This window comes from Tabrizicola sp., from assembly GCF_016793705.1.
Classification (GTDB): Bacteria; Pseudomonadota; Alphaproteobacteria; order Rhodobacterales; family Rhodobacteraceae; genus Tabrizicola.
In genome coordinates this window covers 75,790-93,531 of the sequence record NZ_JAEULO010000052.1, presented here as the reverse complement: position 1 = coordinate 93,531, position 17,742 = coordinate 75,790, and the positions used below count along the sequence as shown (strand labels likewise).

17 protein-coding genes are annotated in these 17,742 nt (G+C 65.5%); 7 read left to right on the top strand and 10 right to left on the bottom strand.

The genetic code is table 11. The annotated features are described in order from the left end of the window. Nucleotides 1–79 precede the first annotated feature (79 nt). Nucleotides 80–1,210, top strand: coding sequence for an HPP family protein (locus JNJ68_RS14540; RefSeq protein ID WP_294983139.1), 1,131 nt, complete (start codon nt 80–82; stop codon nt 1,208–1,210). Nucleotides 1,211–1,280: 70 nt separating this feature from the next. Here JNJ68_RS14540 and JNJ68_RS14535 read toward each other — a convergent pair whose 3' ends face one another. Then, the gene (locus JNJ68_RS14535) at nt 1,281–1,811 is read right to left on the bottom strand and encodes a DUF2934 domain-containing protein (protein WP_294983137.1); all 531 of its coding nucleotides are present in this window, start codon (nt 1,809–1,811) and stop codon (nt 1,281–1,283) included. A 52-nt stretch (nt 1,812–1,863) separates the two neighbouring features. Beyond that, nucleotides 1,864–2,838 carry a DUF808 domain-containing protein gene (locus JNJ68_RS14530; RefSeq protein ID WP_294983135.1) on the bottom strand — a complete coding sequence of 325 codons (975 nt, stop codon included), beginning with the start codon at nt 2,836–2,838 and terminating at the stop codon, nt 1,864–1,866. A gap of 197 nt (nt 2,839–3,035) precedes the next feature. Here JNJ68_RS14530 and gap (JNJ68_RS14525) point away from each other — a divergent pair, with 197 nt between their 5' ends. The 4 genes from gap (JNJ68_RS14525) to JNJ68_RS14510 all read left to right on the top strand — a co-directional run bounded on the left by gap (JNJ68_RS14525) (nt 3,036) and on the right by JNJ68_RS14510 (nt 5,649). Continuing rightward, nucleotides 3,036–4,037, top strand: a complete 1,002-nt coding sequence (gene gap / locus JNJ68_RS14525) for a type I glyceraldehyde-3-phosphate dehydrogenase (protein WP_294983133.1) — start codon at nt 3,036–3,038, stop codon at nt 4,035–4,037. Nucleotides 4,038–4,069: 32 nt separating this feature from the next. Then, nucleotides 4,070–4,213: a hypothetical protein gene (locus JNJ68_RS14520; protein ID WP_294983131.1), complete on the top strand. Its 144-nt coding sequence runs from the start codon at nt 4,070–4,072 to the stop codon at nt 4,211–4,213. An 85-nt stretch (nt 4,214–4,298) separates the two neighbouring features. Beyond that, on the top strand, nt 4,299–5,300 hold the full coding sequence (gene gap / locus JNJ68_RS14515) for a type I glyceraldehyde-3-phosphate dehydrogenase (protein ID WP_294983129.1): 1,002 nt from the start codon (nt 4,299–4,301) through the stop codon (nt 5,298–5,300). Between the two features lie 172 nt (nt 5,301–5,472). Continuing rightward, on the top strand, nt 5,473–5,649 hold the full coding sequence (locus tag JNJ68_RS14510; protein ID WP_294983127.1) for a hypothetical protein: 177 nt from the start codon (nt 5,473–5,475) through the stop codon (nt 5,647–5,649). 51 nt (nt 5,650–5,700) lie between these two features. Here the strand turns inward: JNJ68_RS14510 and coaD are convergent, their stop codons facing one another. The 3 genes from coaD to JNJ68_RS14495 form a co-directional block, all read right to left on the bottom strand. Continuing rightward, nucleotides 5,701–6,192 carry a pantetheine-phosphate adenylyltransferase gene (gene coaD, locus JNJ68_RS14505; RefSeq protein ID WP_294983126.1) on the bottom strand — a complete coding sequence of 164 codons (492 nt, stop codon included), beginning with the start codon at nt 6,190–6,192 and terminating at the stop codon, nt 5,701–5,703. 74 nt (nt 6,193–6,266) lie between these two features. After that, a complete protein-coding gene (locus JNJ68_RS14500) occupies nt 6,267–6,701 on the bottom strand; it encodes a CBS domain-containing protein (protein WP_294983125.1) in 435 nt (144 codons plus the stop codon). A 27-nt stretch (nt 6,702–6,728) separates the two neighbouring features. Beyond that, entirely contained in the window at nt 6,729–7,667 is a 939-nt protein-coding gene (locus JNJ68_RS14495) for a LysR family transcriptional regulator (protein ID WP_294983123.1), read from the bottom strand. Nucleotides 7,668–7,825: 158 nt separating this feature from the next. Between JNJ68_RS14495 and JNJ68_RS14490 the strand changes: the two genes are divergently transcribed. Then, nucleotides 7,826–9,325 (top strand): CoA-acylating methylmalonate-semialdehyde dehydrogenase, encoded by a 1,500-nt coding sequence (locus tag JNJ68_RS14490; protein ID WP_294983121.1) that lies wholly within the window; start codon nt 7,826–7,828, stop codon nt 9,323–9,325. Between the two features lie 54 nt (nt 9,326–9,379). Here the strand turns inward: JNJ68_RS14490 and JNJ68_RS14485 are convergent, their stop codons facing one another. Beyond that, nucleotides 9,380–10,816 (bottom strand): NCS1 family nucleobase:cation symporter-1, encoded by a 1,437-nt coding sequence (locus JNJ68_RS14485; protein ID WP_294983120.1) that lies wholly within the window; start codon nt 10,814–10,816, stop codon nt 9,380–9,382. A 254-nt stretch (nt 10,817–11,070) separates the two neighbouring features. Here JNJ68_RS14485 and JNJ68_RS14480 point away from each other — a divergent pair, with 254 nt between their 5' ends. Beyond that, on the top strand, nt 11,071–11,463 hold the full coding sequence (locus JNJ68_RS14480) for a hypothetical protein (RefSeq protein WP_294983119.1): 393 nt from the start codon (nt 11,071–11,073) through the stop codon (nt 11,461–11,463). Nucleotides 11,464–11,465: 2 nt separating this feature from the next. Here the strand turns inward: JNJ68_RS14480 and uvrA are convergent, their stop codons facing one another. From uvrA to lpdA, 4 genes are all read right to left on the bottom strand, one after another. Further along, a complete protein-coding gene (uvrA, locus tag JNJ68_RS14475; protein ID WP_294983116.1) occupies nt 11,466–14,330 on the bottom strand; it encodes an excinuclease ABC subunit UvrA in 2,865 nt (954 codons plus the stop codon). 98 nt (nt 14,331–14,428) lie between these two features. Continuing rightward, a complete protein-coding gene (locus tag JNJ68_RS14470; protein ID WP_294983114.1) occupies nt 14,429–15,571 on the bottom strand; it encodes an MFS transporter in 1,143 nt (380 codons plus the stop codon). 216 nt (nt 15,572–15,787) lie between these two features. After that, nucleotides 15,788–16,345 (bottom strand): methyltransferase domain-containing protein, encoded by a 558-nt coding sequence (locus JNJ68_RS14465; RefSeq protein WP_294983113.1) that lies wholly within the window; start codon nt 16,343–16,345, stop codon nt 15,788–15,790. Next, nucleotides 16,345–17,742: a dihydrolipoyl dehydrogenase gene (gene lpdA / locus JNJ68_RS14460; protein ID WP_294983111.1), complete on the bottom strand. Its 1,398-nt coding sequence runs from the start codon at nt 17,740–17,742 to the stop codon at nt 16,345–16,347. Before lpdA ends, JNJ68_RS14465 begins: the two co-directional genes overlap by 1 nt.

The window sequence follows — 17,742 nt, the reverse complement described above, 5'->3', positions numbered from 1 at the left end:
AACGGAAGGCCGCCTGTCGTAGGCGGCCTTTTCGATTGCAGGCGGGCGCGGCAGTCTTCGCCGCGACGGGAGGTGAGCAATGGTGGGATGGCGCGGGTTCGCCCCGGCGATGGGCGGGCCGAAGCTGGTCGACCTGGTGCGCGCCGGCTTCGGCGCGGGGCTGGGGCTGCTTCTGGCGGGACTTGCGCTGTGGAGCCTCGGGATCGGCGGGCTGATCGCGCCTCTCGGGGCCTCGGCGGTACTGGTCTTCGCGCTGCCGAACAGCCCGCTCGCACAGCCCTGGTCGGTGGTGATGGGCAACACGCTCTCGGCGCTGGTGGCCCTTGCCGTGATCACCGCGCTGCCGCATCTCGGCTGGGCGGTGCCGCTGGCGGTGCCGCTGGCGATCGTGACCATGCTTGGCACCCGCGCCCTGCACCCGCCGGGGGGCGCGGTGGCGCTGCTGGTGGCACTTGGGGAAAAGGCCGAGTGGGTGCACATCCTGGCGCCGATCCTGGCCGGGTCCTGCCTCCTGGTCGCGATCGGCATCCCGTGGAACCGCGCTGTGGGCCGGGTCTACCCGTTCCGCCAACCCGCCCAGCCGGGGCCGCATGGCACCATCGACCCCAAGCCGGAGGAACGCATCGGCCTCGACCCCGCCGAACTGGCGACGATCCTGGAGGATTTCCGGCAATCCTCGAACGTCGGGGTCGCCGACCTGGCCCGGCTGGTGGGCGCGGCGGAACAGGCCGCCGCCGCCCGGCGGATGGAGGGGTTCACCGCCGCCGACATCATGTCGCGCGATCTGGTGACGGTGGGGCCGGAGGCGCCCCTGAGCCAGGTTGCCGATATCTTCCGCAACCGCGGCTTCACTTCGCTGCCCGTGGTGGGCGAGGAGGAGCGGCTTCTCGGCCTGATCTTCCAGATCGACCTGATCCGCCGTGCGCGCGAGGATGCCTTCCGCCAGCATCACAGCCTGATCCGCGCCTTCGCGCATCTGATCGACAGCCACCGCAAACGGCCCCCGAAGGCCGCCGAGATCATGGAGACCGACACCCCCCGCATCGCGCCGGACACGCCCGTCGGCGCGATCATGCCGCTGCTGGCCGATGGCGGGGCCGAGGCGGTGGCGGTGGTCGAAGGCCCGCGCGTGGTAGGGATCGTGACACGGACCGACCTCGTCTCGGCGCTGGCGCAGCGGCTGGCGCTGGTGCAGATCGATCAGTCGTGATCGCACAAGTCCAAAAATTTTCTAGAAAATTTTTGGACTTGTTATTGGCCGGCTCGTCTCTATCCAGGGGCTAGCGCGGCGGCGCGCTGTCCTCGTATTCGTCGCCCGGCGGCATCTCGCCCTCGACCTCGTCGTCAATATCCTCGGCATCCGGAACGCCGTCGTCGTTCAGGTCGTCGTTCGGCGGGTCGTCTTCGGCGTTGAGCGAACTGGAGGTGACATCGGCGTCGGCCAGACTGACCTCGGGCAGGTCTTCGTCCGGTTCCTCCTCAGAGGGCAAAACGCCGCCGTCCTCCGAAGCATCGCCGTCCGACAGCCGCGGGCCATCGTCGTCGGCCTGCGGATAGGTCTGCTCCTCGCCCTGGTCGGTCAGCGTCGGAAATTCGCCCAGGTTGCCCTGGATCGACGCTTCCTCGACCACCGGCTCGGCTGCCTCTTCCGGGTCGAGCGTCGGGGGCGGCACTTCCTCGATGGCAATCAGCTCGCGGGCTTCGGCGAAATAGGCCTTCGAGCCGCCGTCCGGTCGCCCGGCCTCGCGCCAGAGCTGGTCGGCGCGGGCCCGCACGCGTTCTTCCCAGGCTGCGAAATCGCTGCGGTCCATGGGCCACCTCCTGTTCCGGCGGATCAACGCCGGACGGGCAGCCGGGGTTCCGTCAGTGTGCAGCAGCCTTCTTGCCGGTGACAGTGGCCCAGAGCGGGCCGATCACCCGGGTCGCGACCGGGATCAGGATCACCCCCAGGACAAGCCCGAAGACCCCGTCCAGCGCCGCCGTCACCAGCCATTCGACAAAGCCCTGGGCGGCGGGCACGGCATGGGCGGCAGCCTCGGCGATGCGGTGGATCGTCTGGTAGGGCCAGGCCCAGAGATGCGTGACCTCAAGCCCGTGAATGACGATATTGCCGCCGACCCAGAGCATCGCCGCCGTGCCCACGGTGGACAGGAACGCCATCAGCTTCGGCATCGCGAGCACCAGCCCCCGGCCAAGCGCCCTACCCCCGCTGGTCCGGCCCGTGGCGGCCAGGTGCAGGCCCAGGTCGTCCATCTTCACGATCAGCGCCACTGCGCCATAGACCGCGACGGTGATCAGCGTGCCGACCACCGCCAGCGTCACCGCCTGCAGCCAGAAGCTGGGGCTTTCGATGGTGGCGAGCGCGATGGTCATGATCTCGGCCGACAGGATGAAATCGGTCTTGATCGCGCCTGCCACCTTTTCCTCTTCCAGATGACTCGGGTCCTTGGTGTCGAAATCCTCGCTGACCTCGTGGTCGGCATGGGGGGCAAAGGCATGGACCAGCTTTTCCGCCCCCTCGAAACACAGGTAGGCCCCGCCCAGCATCAGGAGCGGGGTGATCGCCCAGGGCGCGAAATAGTCCAGCGCCAGAAGGCCAGGCAAGAGGATGATCAGCTTGTTCTTCAGCGAGCCGAGCGAGATGCGCCAGATGATCGGCAGTTCCCGGTCAGCCGAGAAGCCATGGACGTATTTCGGCGTCACGGCGGCATCGTCGATCACCACGCCCGCGGCCTTGGTCCCCGCCTTGGCCGCCGCCGCCGCCACATCGTCGATGGACGCCGCCGCCACCTTGGCGATGGCCGCCACGTCGTCTAGAAGTGCGAGAAGTCCGCTCATGCCCTGCCCCATCCTACCTGCAACCGTGGATGTAGCGGGAAACGCGGGATTCGGCAAAGCGATGCAGTGGCAGCAGGCTGGGTTAGCGCAAACAGGCGAAGATTGCGCTAACATCCTGAAAAGGCGTCGCTTTCCGCCTTGCATACTGTCATGGACCGGCTAAGGCCTTGGACAAGCATCAGCAAAGGGACGTGTTCATGACCGTGACTGTCGGCATCAACGGCTTCGGCCGCATCGGGCGTTGCACGCTGGCCCATATCGCGGAATCGAACCGCAACGACGTGCAGGTGGTGGCGATCAATGCCACCGGCCCGGTCGAGACGAACGCCCACCTCCTGCGCTACGACAGCGTGCATGGCCGCTTTCCCGGCGTGGTGAAGGTGACGGAAGACGGGATGGATCTGGGCCGCGGGCCGATCCGGATGATGTCGACCTATAACCCGGAAGAGCTGGACTGGCAGGGCGTGGATGTGGTGCTGGAATGCACCGGCAAGTTCAACGACCGCGACAAGGCTGCGGTGCATCTGGGGCGCGGAGCGAAGCGGGTGCTGGTCTCGGCCCCGGCGAAACGCGCGGACCTGACCGTGGTCTACGGGGTGAACCACCGCAGCTTGCTGCCGGAGCACAAGGTGGTCTCGAACGCCTCCTGCACGACGAACTGCCTCGCGCCACTGGCCAAGGTGCTGAACGACAGCATCGGGATCGAGAGCGGGATCATGACCACGATCCACAGCTACACCGGCGACCAGCCGACGCTGGACCGGCGGCACAAGGACCTCTACCGCGCGCGGTCGGCGGCGATGGCGATGATCCCGACCTCGACCGGCGCGGGCAAGGCCATCGGCGAGGTGCTGCCGGAACTGGCGGGGCGGCTGGAAGGCAGCGCGATCCGGGTGCCGACGCCCAATGTCAGCGCGGTGGACCTGACCTTCATCGCCGAGAAGTCGGTGACGGTGCCCGATGTGAACGAAATCGTAAGGGAAGCCTGTGCAGGCTACATGGGCATGGTCATGGCCTATGATCCCGAGCCGAAGGTGTCCATCGACTTCAACCACACGCCGCAATCGTCGATCTTCGCGCCCGACCAGACCAAGGTCGCGGGCCGTTCCGTTCGGGTGCTGGCGTGGTATGACAACGAATGGGGCTTCTCCTGCCGGATGGCCGATGTGGCCGGCGTCATGGGGCGCCTCGCGCAGTAATCCGGGCCAGGGCGGCCCCTGGGAGGGCCGTCTTGACCAATCGCATCGCATTCTGGATCGGACTGGTCCTTGTGGCCGCGATCATCGCCGACCTCGCCCTGAACGGCGGGGCGGCGTTGATCTTTCTGGTGCGCAAGTTTCTCGACCTGATCGAATGGGTGGCTTTCTGGCGCTGACCGCGTCAAACTGCGGTTGCATTTCCCGGCGATATGTCATTGTTAGCGCTATCGGTATACGGGTCCCAGCTTCGGAGGAAGAGTCATGGCCGTGAAGGTTGCCATCAACGGGTTCGGACGGATCGGGCGCAACATCCTGCGCGCCATCATCGAGTCCGGTCGTACCGACATCGAGGTCGTCGCGATCAACGATCTCGGCCCGGTCGAGACCAATGCGCATCTGCTGCGCTACGATTCGGTGCATGGCAAGTTCCCGGCGACGGTGACGACGGGGGCTGACACCATCGATGTGGGCCGCGGGCCGATGCGGGTGACGGCGCTGAAGAACCCGGCCGACCTGCCCTGGGGCGACGTGGACATCGTCATGGAATGCACCGGCATCTTCACCTCGAAGGAAAAATGCCTGCCGCATCTGGAGAACGGGTCCAAGCGTGTGCTGATCAGCGCTCCCGGCGAGGGCGCCGACAAGACCATCGTCTATGGAGTGAACGACAAGACGCTGACGAAGGACGACATCGTCGTCTCGAACGCCTCCTGCACCACCAACTGCCTGTCGCCCGTGGCCTTTGTGCTGAACAACGCCATCGGGATCGAGAAGGGCATGATGACCACGATCCACAGCTATACCGGCGACCAGCCGACGCTGGACACGATGCACAAGGATCTCTACCGCGCCCGCGCTGCGGCGCTGTCGATGATCCCGACCTCGACCGGCGCGGCCAAGGCGGTGGGTCTGGTCCTGCCCGAGTTGAAGGGCAAGCTTGACGGCTTCGCGATGCGCGTGCCGACGCCGAATGTCAGCGTGGTGGACCTGAAGTTCATCGCCAGGCGCGCAACCTCGGTCGAGGAGGTGAATGCCGCGATCAAGGCGGCGGCGGACGGGCCACTGAAAGGCATTCTCGGCTATACCAACGAGAAGCTGGTCAGCTCGGACTTCAACCACGACCCGCATTCCAGCGTGTTCCACATGGACCAGACCAAGGTGATGGATGGAACCTTCGTGTCGATCCTGAGTTGGTATGACAACGAATGGGGCTTCTCGAACCGCATGGCTGATACAGCCGTCGCGATGGGCAAGCTGATCTGAACCTGTTGAAAGTTCATAAGAAAGGCGCCTACGGGCGCCTTTTTCATGCCCGAAAGCTATGCAGTGAATGCAATGCCGCACCGCAGCAATGGGCGTTGTTGTCGCTAACGGTCGATCCTATTCTTCATCTTGCGAGAAGGAAAAGCAGACCACTCGCCGATGAAGAAGGATGATGAAAATGATCAATGTGTATGAAATGCTGAAGACCGCTGCGGCGAACTATGTGCTGTATCGCCAGACCCGCAACGAGATTGCCAACCTGCCCGCCGACATCGCGCTGGACCTCGGGATCTACCCGGGCGACGCCGAGCGCCTTGCTCGCGAATCCGTCTACGGCAAGGCGGCCTGAGCGCGACACCAGCGCCGGTTGATGCGGGGGCCTTCGGGCCCCTTTTGCATGTCAGGCGTATTTGTCGGCCAGCGCGCCCACGACCGGGGCCGGGACGAATTTCGACACGTCGCCCCCCAACCGCGCGATTTCCTTCACCAGCTTCGAGGCGATCGCCTGCCGCCGGGCATCGGCCATCATGAACACCGTCTCGATGCTGGAGTCCAGCGCCCGGTTCATGCCAACCATCTGGAATTCATACTCGAAATCCGCCACCGCCCGCAGGCCGCGGATGATGATCCCGGCGCCCACGTCGCGCGCGCAGTCGATCAGCAGGTTCTCGAACGGGTGGACGATGATTTCTCCCCCGGTCTTGGCGGTAATGGCCGCGCATTCCGCCTCGACCATCGCCACTCGCTCTTCCAGGGTGAAGAGCGGCCCCTTGTCGCGATTGATCGCCACCCCGATCACCAGCCGGTCGACCAGGGCCATCGCGCGCTGGATGATGTCGGTATGGCCCAGAGTGATCGGGTCAAAGGTTCCCGGATAAAGCCCGATGCGCATGGATCACCCCTCGACGCCTGCTGACCCGCGCACGCAACAATATTGCGCGCGCCGGTGCAAGCGCATTTCCGACGTCAGAAGCCCTTGATCATGCCTTCCAGCGCGTCCTTTTCCGCCGCCAGTTCCATCAGCCGGGCCTTGACGACGTCGCCGATGGAGATGAGGCCGACCATCTGCCCCTCCTCGATCACCGGCATGTGGCGGAAGCGGCCGTCGGTCATCCGGCCAAGCACGGCATCGGTGCCCTCGGCCCGGGTGCAGGACACGATCTTCGCGGTCATCAGGCTTTCCACCTTGTCGCCCAGGCAGGCCGAGCCGCGTTTGCCCAGCTCGCGCACGATGTCGCGCTCGGACACGATTCCCTTGGCCGTCTTGCCGTCCGCCGAGACGATCACCGCCCCGATGCGTTTCGAGGACAGAAGCTCGGCGACCTCCTGGACCGTGCTGCCGGGCGCCACAGTGATCACGTTCTGGTCGCCCTTGGATGCGAGGATCTGCTGTACGAGCATGGGACGGCCCCTCCCTCTGACCGGAGGTCAAGCGTCGGGCCGGAAAGGGGATTCTGTCAAGCGCGGCTTTTCGTCCTGCCTAAGCGCGGTTTCCAGCCGCGCCATCTCGGCCCGGGCCTCGCGCGTCAGCTGGTCGGCAAAGCGGTTCAGCCGATCCAGCCGGGTGTCACTTTCATGGCGGATCAGCCAGAAGCTGCGGGTCAGGCTGACCTGGCCGGTCAGGATCCGGGTGAGGTTCGGCGCCGCAGGCAGCGCGAAATCGTGCACCACGCCGACCCCTGCCCCGTGCCGCAGCCAGTTGAGCTGCACCGAAACCGAATTCGAGCTGAGCGTCGCCGGGCCGATGCCGATCTCGGCCAGGTAGTCGAGTTCCTTGTCGAAGATCAGGTCGGGGATATAGCCGACGATCCGATGCGGGACCAGGTCCTGCGGGCTGCGGATCGGGGGAGCGCTGGCCAGATAGTCGCGGCTCGCGGCCAGATGCAGGCGGTAATCGGTCAGCTTCTGCACGGTCAGCCGCCCGGCCTCGGGTCGGCTGACGGCGATGGCCATATCGGCCTCGCGCTTCGACAGGTTGAAGACGCGGGGCAGCGCCACGATCTGCACCTCCAGCCCCGGATTGGCGTCACAGATGCGGGCCAGCACCTGCGGCAGGAGGTAGTTCGCACAGCCGTCCGGCGCGCCAAGCCGGATCAGCCCGGTCAGTCCGCCGGGGCCGGAGAGGCTTTCCTCGGCCCCGAGCGCGGCCCGTTCGGCGGTTTCCGCATGCGGGATCAGCCGCGCGCCCTCTTCGGTCAGGGCGTAACCCTGCGGCGACTTGGTGAAGAGCCGCGCCTTCGTCGCCTCTTCCAGCCTTGCGATGCGGCGGCCCACGGTGGCCGGGTCGATCTTCAGCCGCTTGCCCGCCGCCGACAGGCTTTCGGTCCGCGCCACCGCAAGGAACACGCGCAGGTCGTCCCAGTCCACGAAAAACTCCTCGTGCGCTGTGCTTCTCGTCGTCCTCCCCGAAGAGCGCATGAAATGCGACGAGGAGGTCTGCATTCTTGCAAAACCCTTTTGACACATTGCCGCTTTGTCTGGCGTTTGTGCAAGGATAAAAGGCCTGCGACCATAGGAGGGATTCCATGCAAGAGATCGGACACTGGATCAACGGTAAGCGCGTCGCGGGCACCTCGGGCCGCTTCGCCGATGTCATGAACCCGGCCACCGGCGAAGTGCAGGCCCGCGTCGCGCTGGCCACGCTGGGCGAGCTGGACCATGCGATCCAGGAGGCCGCGAAGGCCCAGGTCGGCTGGGCCGCCACCAACCCGCAGCGCCGCGCGCGGGTGATGATGGCCTTCGGCGCACTGATCAACGCCAACATGGAGAAGCTCGCCGAGATGGTCGCCCGCGAACACGGCAAGACCATCCCCGACGCCAAGGGCGACGTGCAGCGCGGGCTTGAGGTGATCGAGGTCTGCATGGGCGCCCCTGCCATGCTGAAGGGCGAAGCGATGGACAGCGCCGGCCCCGGCATCGACCTTTACGCCATCCGCCAACCCCTTGGCGTCGTTGCCGGAATCACGCCGTTCAACTTTCCGGCGATGATTCCCTTGTGGAAGATCGGCCCGGCGATTTCCTCGGGCAATGCGATGATCCTGAAACCGTCCGAGCGCGTGCCCTCGACCTCGCTCTTCCTCGCGGAACTGCTGAAGGAAGCGGGCCTGCCGGATGGCGTGCTGCAGGTGGTGAACGGTGACAAGACGGTGGTGGACGGCATCCTCGATCATCCGGTGATCCAGGGCGTCGGCTTCGTCGGCTCGACCCCGATCGCGCAGTACATCTACGGTCGCGCGGCGACGAACGGCAAGCGCGCGCAATGCTTCGGTGGTGCGAAGAACCACATGATCATCATGCCCGACGCCGACATGGACAAGGCGGCGGACGCGCTGGTCGGCGCAGGCTATGGCGCGGCGGGCGAACGCTGCATGGCGATCTCGGTCGCGGTGCCGGTGGGCGACAAGACCGCCGACGCCCTGATCGAACGCCTGGTTCCCCGGATCGAGAAGCTGAAGGTTGCCCCCTATACCGCAGGCAACGACGTGGATTTTGGCCCCGTCATCACCCAGGCGTCGAAGGACCGGATCCTGGGCCTGATCGGCTCGGGCGTGGAACAGGGCGCGAAGCTGGTGGTCGACGGGCGGGGCCTGAAGATCCAGGGCTATGAGAACGGCTTTTTCGTCGGCCCGACCCTCTTCGACAACGTCACCCCCGAGATGGATATCTACAAGCAGGAAATCTTCGGCCCGGTGCTGACGACGGTGCGGACGAAGTCCTACGACGACGCGCTGAAGCTGGTGATGGACAATGAATACGGCAACGGCACCGCGATCTACACCGCCGACGGTGACACCGCGCGCGATTTCGCCAGCCGGGTGAACGTGGGCATGGTCGGGATCAACTTCCCGATCCCGGTGCCGCTTTCGTACTTCTCGTTCGGCGGCTGGAAACGTTCGGCCTTCGGCGACCTGAACCAGTACGGGCCGGATGCCTTCCGCTTCTACACCAAGACCAAGACCGTCACCGCGCGCTGGTTCAGCGGCATCAAGGACGGGGCCGCGCTGAACTTCAAGGCGCTGGACTGACCTGGCGCGCAGCGCAAGGAAGAAGGGCGGGGTTTCCCCCGCCCTTTTCGTTTCTCAGGCCGCGCGGGCCCCGCTGCGAAGCGCGAAATACACTCCGCCGCCGATCGCGACCCCGAAGAACCAGCCGTAAAGGCCCCACCAGCTCGGCAGGATCGAGGTGAAGGTCGGCAGGATCGACGAGAACAGCATGCCGATCACCAGCGCGATGAAGGCCTTGCCGTGGAAGCCGCCGTCAAAGCGGAACTCGCCGTTTTCCTGGTAGAGCGCGTTCACGTCCAGCTTTCCCTTCCGGATCAGGTAGTAGTCCACCATCATGATCCCGAAGATCGGTCCCATGGTCGACCCGATGAAGTTCACGAAGGTCGTGGCCGAGGTTTCCCAGGGCGCCCAGGGGTACAGCACCAGCGCGATCAGCGCGGCAATCACGCCGCCGCCCTTGAAGCTGATCTTCGCGGGAAATGTGTTCGAGATGTCGAAGGCCGCCGAGACGAAGTTCGCCACCACGTTGATGCCCAGCGTCGCGACGGTGAAGGTCAGCGCCGCCAGCAGCGCCAGGAACCAGCTGTCGAACTTGGCGCTGATCTGGTCGGGATGCAGCAGGACCTCGCCATAGACGGTGAAGGCCGCCGTGGTGGTGACACCCGCGACCAGGCAGAAGGCCAGCAGGTTGACCGGCAGGCCCCAGAGGTTGCCCTTGCGCAGCGCCGCCTCATCGGTGGCATAGCGCGAGAAGTCGCAGAAGTTCAGGTAGAGCGCCGCGAAGTAGGTAATCCAGGTCGCCGCCACCGCCATCAGTGCGGTCGCGCTGCCCGGTGCCCCCGGCACGCCCGCCGCCGCCGTCGCCTGCAACAGGACGTCTTCTGGAATCTCGGCGCCGAACGAGAAGGTGCCGGATTTGACCACGAGGTAGATGGCCAGGATCAGCATCATCAGCCAGACCGCCGGGCCCGCCCAGTCCTGGAACTTGCGCACGGTTTCCATCCCGTTCTGGATGATCAGCAGCTGCGCCAGCCAGACGCCGAAGTAGCAGATCACCTCCAGCGTGGAATGGCCAAGGAAGTGGCTGGTCTGGTGGAACTCCAGCATGCCGGGGCTGCGGATCAGGAGCGCAACCAGCGCGCCGGAGGCCGCCGCCGTCTGGGCGCCGTACCAGAAGCAGGCGACAATCGCCCGCACCATGGCGGGGACGTTGGCGCCAAAGGTGCCGAAGGACGACCGCGCCAGCACCGGGAAGGGCACGCCGGTGCGCACGCCCGCATTGCCGACCAGGCTCATCAGCACATAGATCACCAGCGAGCCGATGCCGATGGCCAGCACGAAGTTCAGGAAGCTCCCGCACAGCAGGAACAGGCTCGCCGCCAGGTAATAGCCCCAGAGGCTATGCACGTCCGACGTCCAGACGTTGAAGATGGAAAAGGCACCCCATTTCCGCTCGGTGGCGGGTGCCAGGTCCTCGTTGTAAAGCGAGGGTGACGGGTTGTTGAGTTGCATCGCTGTCCCTTTTCGGTTGGGTCGGGTGCTGCCACGACCTGTGCCCGGTTGCGCTTTGTTATGCGGGTCACGGCCGGGATGCTGAACCTCGCGGACCGATCCGACAATCCGGCGTTCCGAGATATGATTTTTCCGCTTTTTTTGAAAATGATTCAAAAAAAACCTGAGCACGAATCAGCGCGTCTCGAAATCGTGTCTGGAACCCAGCGGGGCCTTCCGGCATTGACGCCCTGACCTGCCACGGGGAGTCTGCCATGCTGCGCCTTGTCCTTGCCGCCACGCTGAGCTTTGCCGCCGTCCTGGCCGCCCCGGTCGAGGCGAAGGACAAAGGCTGCCCGCCCGGGCTTGCCAAGAAGGCGGTGCCCTGCGTGCCGCCCGGTCAAGCGAAGAAATGGCATGACGATGATCGCGGCCACAAGGAAGAGCACGACCACGACCGGCACCATTCGCACCACGACTGGCACGAAGGCGACCGGATTCGCGGCGACTATGTGCTGATCCCGCGCGCCGAATGGGAGCGGATGCACCTGCGCGACTATCGCGACGGCAGCAGGTATATGCAGGTCGACAACCAGATCCTGAGGGTGGCGCGCGATGCGCTTGTGGTGATCGAGGCCGTCCGCATCCTCGACCGCGTTCTGAACTAGGGCTACTCCGCCGCCAGCCGCCGCGGTTTCAGCAGGTCTTTCAGATAGCGGCCAGTGTGGCTGGTCTCGACCTTGACCACATCCTCGGGCGTGCCGGTGGCGACGATCTCGCCTCCGCCATCCCCGCCTTCGGGGCCGATGTCGATCACCCAGTCGGCGGTCTTCACCACGTCAAGGTTGTGCTCGATCACCACGACCGTATTGCCCTGTTCCACAAGGGAATGCAGCACTTCCAAGAGCTTCCTCACATCCTCGAAATGCAGGCCCGTGGTCGGCTCGTCGAGGATATAGAGCGTCCGTCCCGTCGCCCGGCGAGACAGCTCCTTCGAAAGCTTCACCCTCTGCGCCTCGCCGCCCGAGAGCGTGGTCGCCTGCTGGCCGACCTTGATATAGCCCAAGCCCACCTCGACCAGCGCGTCCATCTTCTCGCGGATCGCCGGAACCGCCTGGAAGAACTCGCGCGCGTCCTCGCATGTCATCTCAAGAACGTCGGCGATGCTCTTGTTCTTGAACTTGATTTCCAGCGTCTCGCGGTTGTAGCGATGGCCCTTGCAGGTCTCGCAGGTGACATAGACGTCGGGCAGGAAGTTCATCTCGATCTTCAACACGCCGTCGCCCTGGCAGGCCTCGCAGCGCCCGCCCTTGACGTTGAAGCTGAACCGCCCCGGCCCGTAGCCGCGCGCCTTGGATTCCGGCAGACCGGCGAACCAGTCGCGGATCGGGGTGAAGGCCCCGGTATAGGTCGCCGGGTTCGAGCGCGGAGTCCGCCCGATGGGACGTTGGTCGATGTCTATCACCTTGTCCAGATGCTCGAACCCCTTGATCGTCTCGCAGGGCGCGGGCGTCTCATGCGCGCCGTTCAGGCGCATGGCGGCGGTCTTGTAGAGCGTCTCGATGGTCAGCGAAGACTTGCCGCCGCCCGACACGCCGGTCACGCAGACGAACTTGCCCAGCGGGAACTCTGCCGTGACCTCTTTCAGGTTGTTTCCGGTCGCCCCGACGACCACCAGCTTCTTGCCGTTCCCCTTGCGCCGCACCTTCGGCACCGCGATCTCCCGCGTGCCGGAAAGATACTGCCCCGTCAGGCTCGCCGGGTCCGCTGCCACCTCGGCAGGCGTGCCGTGGCTGACCACCTGCCCGCCATGCACCCCGGCCCCCGGCCCCATGTCGAAGACATAGTCCGCCTCGCGGATCGCATCCTCGTCATGCTCCACCACCAGCACCGTATTCCCCGCATCGCGCAGGTTCTTCAGCGTGGTGAGCAGCCGGTCGTTGTCGCGCTGGTGCAGGCCGATACTCGGCTCGTCCAGCACATAAAGCACCCCGGTCAGCCCCGACCCGATCTGTGACGCCAGCCTGATCCGCTGCGATTCCCCGCCCGACAGGGTGCCAGCAGCGCGGCTCATCGTCAGGTAGTTGAGGCCGACATTCACAAGGAATCCAAGGCGTTCGCGGATTTCCTTCAGGATCGCCCGCGCGATCTCGTTCTGCTGCTTGGTCAGAGTCGCCGCCACGCCCTCCACCCAGGCGAAAGCCTCGGTGATCGACATCTGCACCACCTGCCCGATGTGCAGGCGCGCGATCTTCACCGCCAGCGCCTCGGGCTTCAGCCGGTAGCCGCCGCAGGCCCCGCAGGCGCGGTTCGACTGGTAGCGCTCCATCTCCTCGCGGGACCAGGCACTGTCGGTCTCGCGGTAGCGGCGTTCCATGTTCGGGATGATCCCCTCATAGACCCGCTTCACCTGGTAGACGCGCCCGCCCTCGTCATAGCGGAACTCGATCTCCTCACCGTTCGAGCCGCGCAGGAACAACTCCTTCACGCTTTCGGGCAGGTCCTTCCATTTGGCCTTCAGGTTGAAGCCATAGTGCTTGGACAAGGCCTCCATCGTCTGCGTCAGGTAGGGCGACTTCGACTTGGCCCAGGGCGCGATGGCCCCTTGCAGCAGCGTCAGGTTCTGGTCGGGCACGACCAGACGTTCGTCGAAGAACAGCTCCACCCCGAGGCCATCGCAGACCGGACAGGCGCCGAAGGGGGCGTTGAAGCTGAAAAGCCGCGGCTCGATCTCGGCGATGGTGAAGCCGCTGACCGGGCAGGCGAATTTCTCGGAATAAGTGATGCGGGTCGGCTCCTCGCCTTCCTTCGCATCGGCCAGTTCGATGACCGCGATCCCGTCGGCCAGGTTCAGCGCGGTGCGGAAGCTGTCGGCAAGCCGGGTCTCGATCCCTTCGCGGACGACGATCCGGTCCACCACCACGTCGATGTTGTGGCGGAACTTCTTGTCCAGCGTGGGTGGCTCCTCCAACTCATGAAAGGCGCCGTTGACTTTCACCCGCTGGAAGCCCTGCTTCCTAAGCTCCAGGAACTCCTTCCGGTATTCGCCCTTGCGGTCCCGGACGATGGGCGCCAGCAGGTAGGCCCGCGTCCCTTCCTCCATCGCCATTACCGCATCCACCATGTCCTGCACCTGCATCGCGGTGATCGGCAGGCCGGTGGCCGGCGAATAGGGCGTGCCGACGCGGGCGAAAAGCAGGCGGAGGTAGTCGTAGATCTCCGTCACCGTTCCCACAGTGGAGCGCGGGTTCTTCGAGGTGGTCTTCTGCTCGATGCTGATGGCGGGCGAGAGACCGGAGATATGGTCGACATCCGGCTTGCCCATCATGTCGAGGAACTGCCGGGCATAGGCCGACAGGCTTTCGACATAGCGTCGCTGGCCTTCCGCATAGATCGTGTCGAAGGCGAGGCTGGACTTGCCCGAGCCCGACAGCCCGGTGATCACCACGAGCTGATCGCGCGGGATCGCGACATCCACGCCCTTCAGGTTATGCTCGCGCGCCCCGCGCACTTCGATGAACTTCTGTTCCGCCATGTCGAACCCCTGGAGCCGCTGGCCAGAGATAGTGCGTCTCGACCGAGTCTCCAACCAGAATTTGTGAACGAAAAGGGAACGAACGTCAATCCTGCGGATCAGTCGAACCGCCGCGCCCGCCTGCGGGCTTGCAACTGGTGCACCGCGATCCCCGCAAGGCACAACAGCACGGCGGCCAGGGTCAGGCCGGGGGGACCGGCGCTCGCGAGAAGCGCGGCAAGCACCGGGGTGCCGGTCGTGGTGCCCAGATTCCCCAGCTGCGCCACCGCCCCGGCGGCGCGGGCGCGGTCCTCGGGGCTGGCGTTGAGTTCCGGGATCGAGGCGAAGCTCGCGCCCTGGACGATCCCCAGCGCAGCGGAGAGGAGGAAGCCTCCGGCCACCATTCCGGCCCCCTGCCCCCAGGTGAGCCACAGCAGCAGGAAGCCGGGGATGGCGGCGGCGTAGCCGGACTGGACCAGGCGGACGGCGGACATCCGACCGAGGAGCCTCACGCCCAGAGTCAGCGAGACGACGATGGAGACAAGCGGCATCCCGGCGGCGATCAGCGCGCGGTGGGTCTCGGGGGTTTCCGGGGGGAGCAGGGTCAGGATGGCGACGTAGAGGAAGGTGTAGCAGCAGAACCCCATCGCCGGGGCGGCGAGGCGGGGAGAGAGGTAGATCGCCGCGTGCTGGGCGAGAAGGTTGCCGAGCGGGGGGTGGCTGTGGCGCGGGTCGGACGGCAGGGTCAGGGCGAGGATCACGGCGAGGGTGGCCATATAGGCGGCGTGGCCGAGGAAGAGGCCGGTGGGCGCGACATGGGGGCCGATGAGGGCGAGGATGGTGTAGGTCACGCCGAAGAAGCTGGACCAGATGGTCATGGCGAGCGGGCGGCGGTGTTCGGGGGCCAGCGCGGCGATCATCGTGGGGCCGACGACGACGATGGTCAGGTGGCTCGCGCCCTCGACGATGCGGGAGGCGAGCATCAGCGGGTAGGCGGGCATCAGGCTTTGCAGGGCGGACATCGCAGCCCCGGCGGCGAGGGCTGCCAGGATGGCGCGGCGGGGGCCGATGCGGGCGACCAGCAGTCCGGCGGTGGTGCCGAAGATCAGGCCGACCATGCCGACGATGGAGACGACGAGGCCGAGGGCGACCTCTCCGTTCCCGCCGTAACTGGCGCGCAGGGTCTCATACAGGATCGAAATCTTGCCGAACTGGGCGGCGGCGCCGAGACCGGCGGCCCAGAGGAGGAGGACGATGAGCATGGGGGGCAACGGGCGCATGGGGCCATTCGTAGCGGGAAAAGGGGTGGGATGCCAGAGGAGTGTCCACAGTGGACATTCTCGTATCCTCATTTATTTTCAATATCTTGGTCGCGGAGATTAGGGAAATCTTAACTTCTGGAAAACCGCTCGTCGTCGACTTCGTCGCTCCTCGCCCGGCCCCTCCGACGAGAAGCCGAAGGCGCGACGCAGGAGGCATCAGGTCTTCTGCGCCATTGCCCAGGAGACGACGGGGAAGTCCGGGTCGTTGGTGAGGTCGTCGCCCTCGCGATACTCCGGCGGCCAGGGGAGTTCCAGGTTGCGGACGGCGACGTGGCGATTGCCCCATTGATGCGACTGCACCCGGTCAGGCTCGAACCCCGCCTCGACCAGCAGGTTCTTCAGCCCCCGCGCAGACCAGCGCGAGCAATCCACCGGCGCGCCGTGGTAGGGCACAAAGAACGGTACGGCGAGCCAGAACCAGCCTCCGGGGCGCAGCATCCGCCAGATGTTGCGGGTGGCGGCATGGGGGCGGTCGACATGCTCCCACACCTGGTTGGCGAGGATCAGGTCGAAGCGGACGACCTTTCCGGCCTCGTCCCTCAGCGGTCCAAGACAGGGGTCGAACTTGCGGAACTGCAGGCTGCGATAGCTGCGGAACCGGAAGCTTTCGCCCCACTTCCCCGAAAGCTCGACCACGTCCAGCCGCTCGGGGCCGAGACTGTCAATCCAGTCCCGGCTGGCCGTCTGCATCACGACCCGGTTCAGCCAGCGCATCAGATGTGGAGCGCGCGTCCGTAGGCGTCGAGCACGGCTTCGTGCATCATCTCGGAGAGGGTCGGGTGCGGGAAGACGGTGTTCATCAGGTCCTCTTCCGTGGTCTCCAGCGTGCGGCCGACAACGTAACCCTGGATCAGCTCGGTCACTTCCGCGCCGATCATGTGGGCGCCCAGAAGCTCCCCCGTCTTGGCGTCGAAAACGGTTTTCACCATGCCCTCGGGTTCCCCCAGGGCGATGGCCTTGCCGTTGCCGATGAAGGGGAAGCGGCCGACCTTGATCTGATAGCCCGCCTCTTTCGCCCTGGCCTCGGTGAGGCCGACGCTGGCGACCTGCGGCTGACAATAGGTGCAACCCGCGATAGAATTCGGCTTGATCGGATGCGGATGCCCGCCCGCGATCAGCTCTGCAACCATCACCCCCTCGTGCGAGGCCTTGTGGGCCAGCCACGGCGCACCCGCGATGTCGCCGATGGCGTAAAGGCCGTCGACCCCCGTGCGGCAGAATTCGTCGGTCAACACATGGGTGCGGTCGATCTTCACGCCGAGCGCTTCCAGCCCGAGGTTTTCAACGTTGCCGACGATGCCCACCGCGGAAATCACCGTGTCGAAGTCCTGCGTGGTGGTCTTGCCGTCCTGCTCGATATGAGCGGTGACGCCCTGCCCCGGCTTTCGGTCCAGCTTCTTGACCGCAGCCTTTTCAAGAATCTTCATCCCCTGCTTGATGAAAGCCTTTTTCGCGAAAGCGCTGATCTCGGCGTCCTCCACCGGGAGGATGCGGTCCATCACCTCGACCACCGTCGTATCGGCACCCAGAGTGTTGAAGAAGCTGGCGAATTCGATGCCAATCGCGCCGGAGCCGATCACCAAGAGCTTCTTCGGCATCCGGGTCGCGACCAGCGCATGCTTGTAGGACCAAACCAGATCGCCGTCGGCTTCCAGCCCCGGCAGTTCCCGCGCGCGCGCGCCCGTGGCGAGGATGATCGACTTCGCGGCCAGTTCTTCGGTTCCCTTGTCGGTCTTGACGCTGACCGTACCCTTCTTCGGAAGCGTCGCCGCGCCCATGAAGACAGAGACCTTGTTCTTCTTCATCAGATGGCCGATGCCGCCCGACAGCTGCTTGGCCACGCCACGCGACCGCGCGACCACGGCAGGCAGGTCGAAACCGATCCCGTCGGCCTTGAGGCCGAAATCCTTGGCGCGGTGCATCAGGTGGAAGACCTCGGCACTGCGCAGGAGCGCCTTGGTCGGGATGCAGCCCCAGTTCAGGCAAATGCCGCCCAGATGCTCGCGTTCGACGATGGCGACCTTCAGGCCAAGCTGGCTGGCGCGGATGGCGGCGACATAGCCCCCCGGTCCGGCACCGATCACGATAACGTCGAAGCTTTGGGCAGCCAT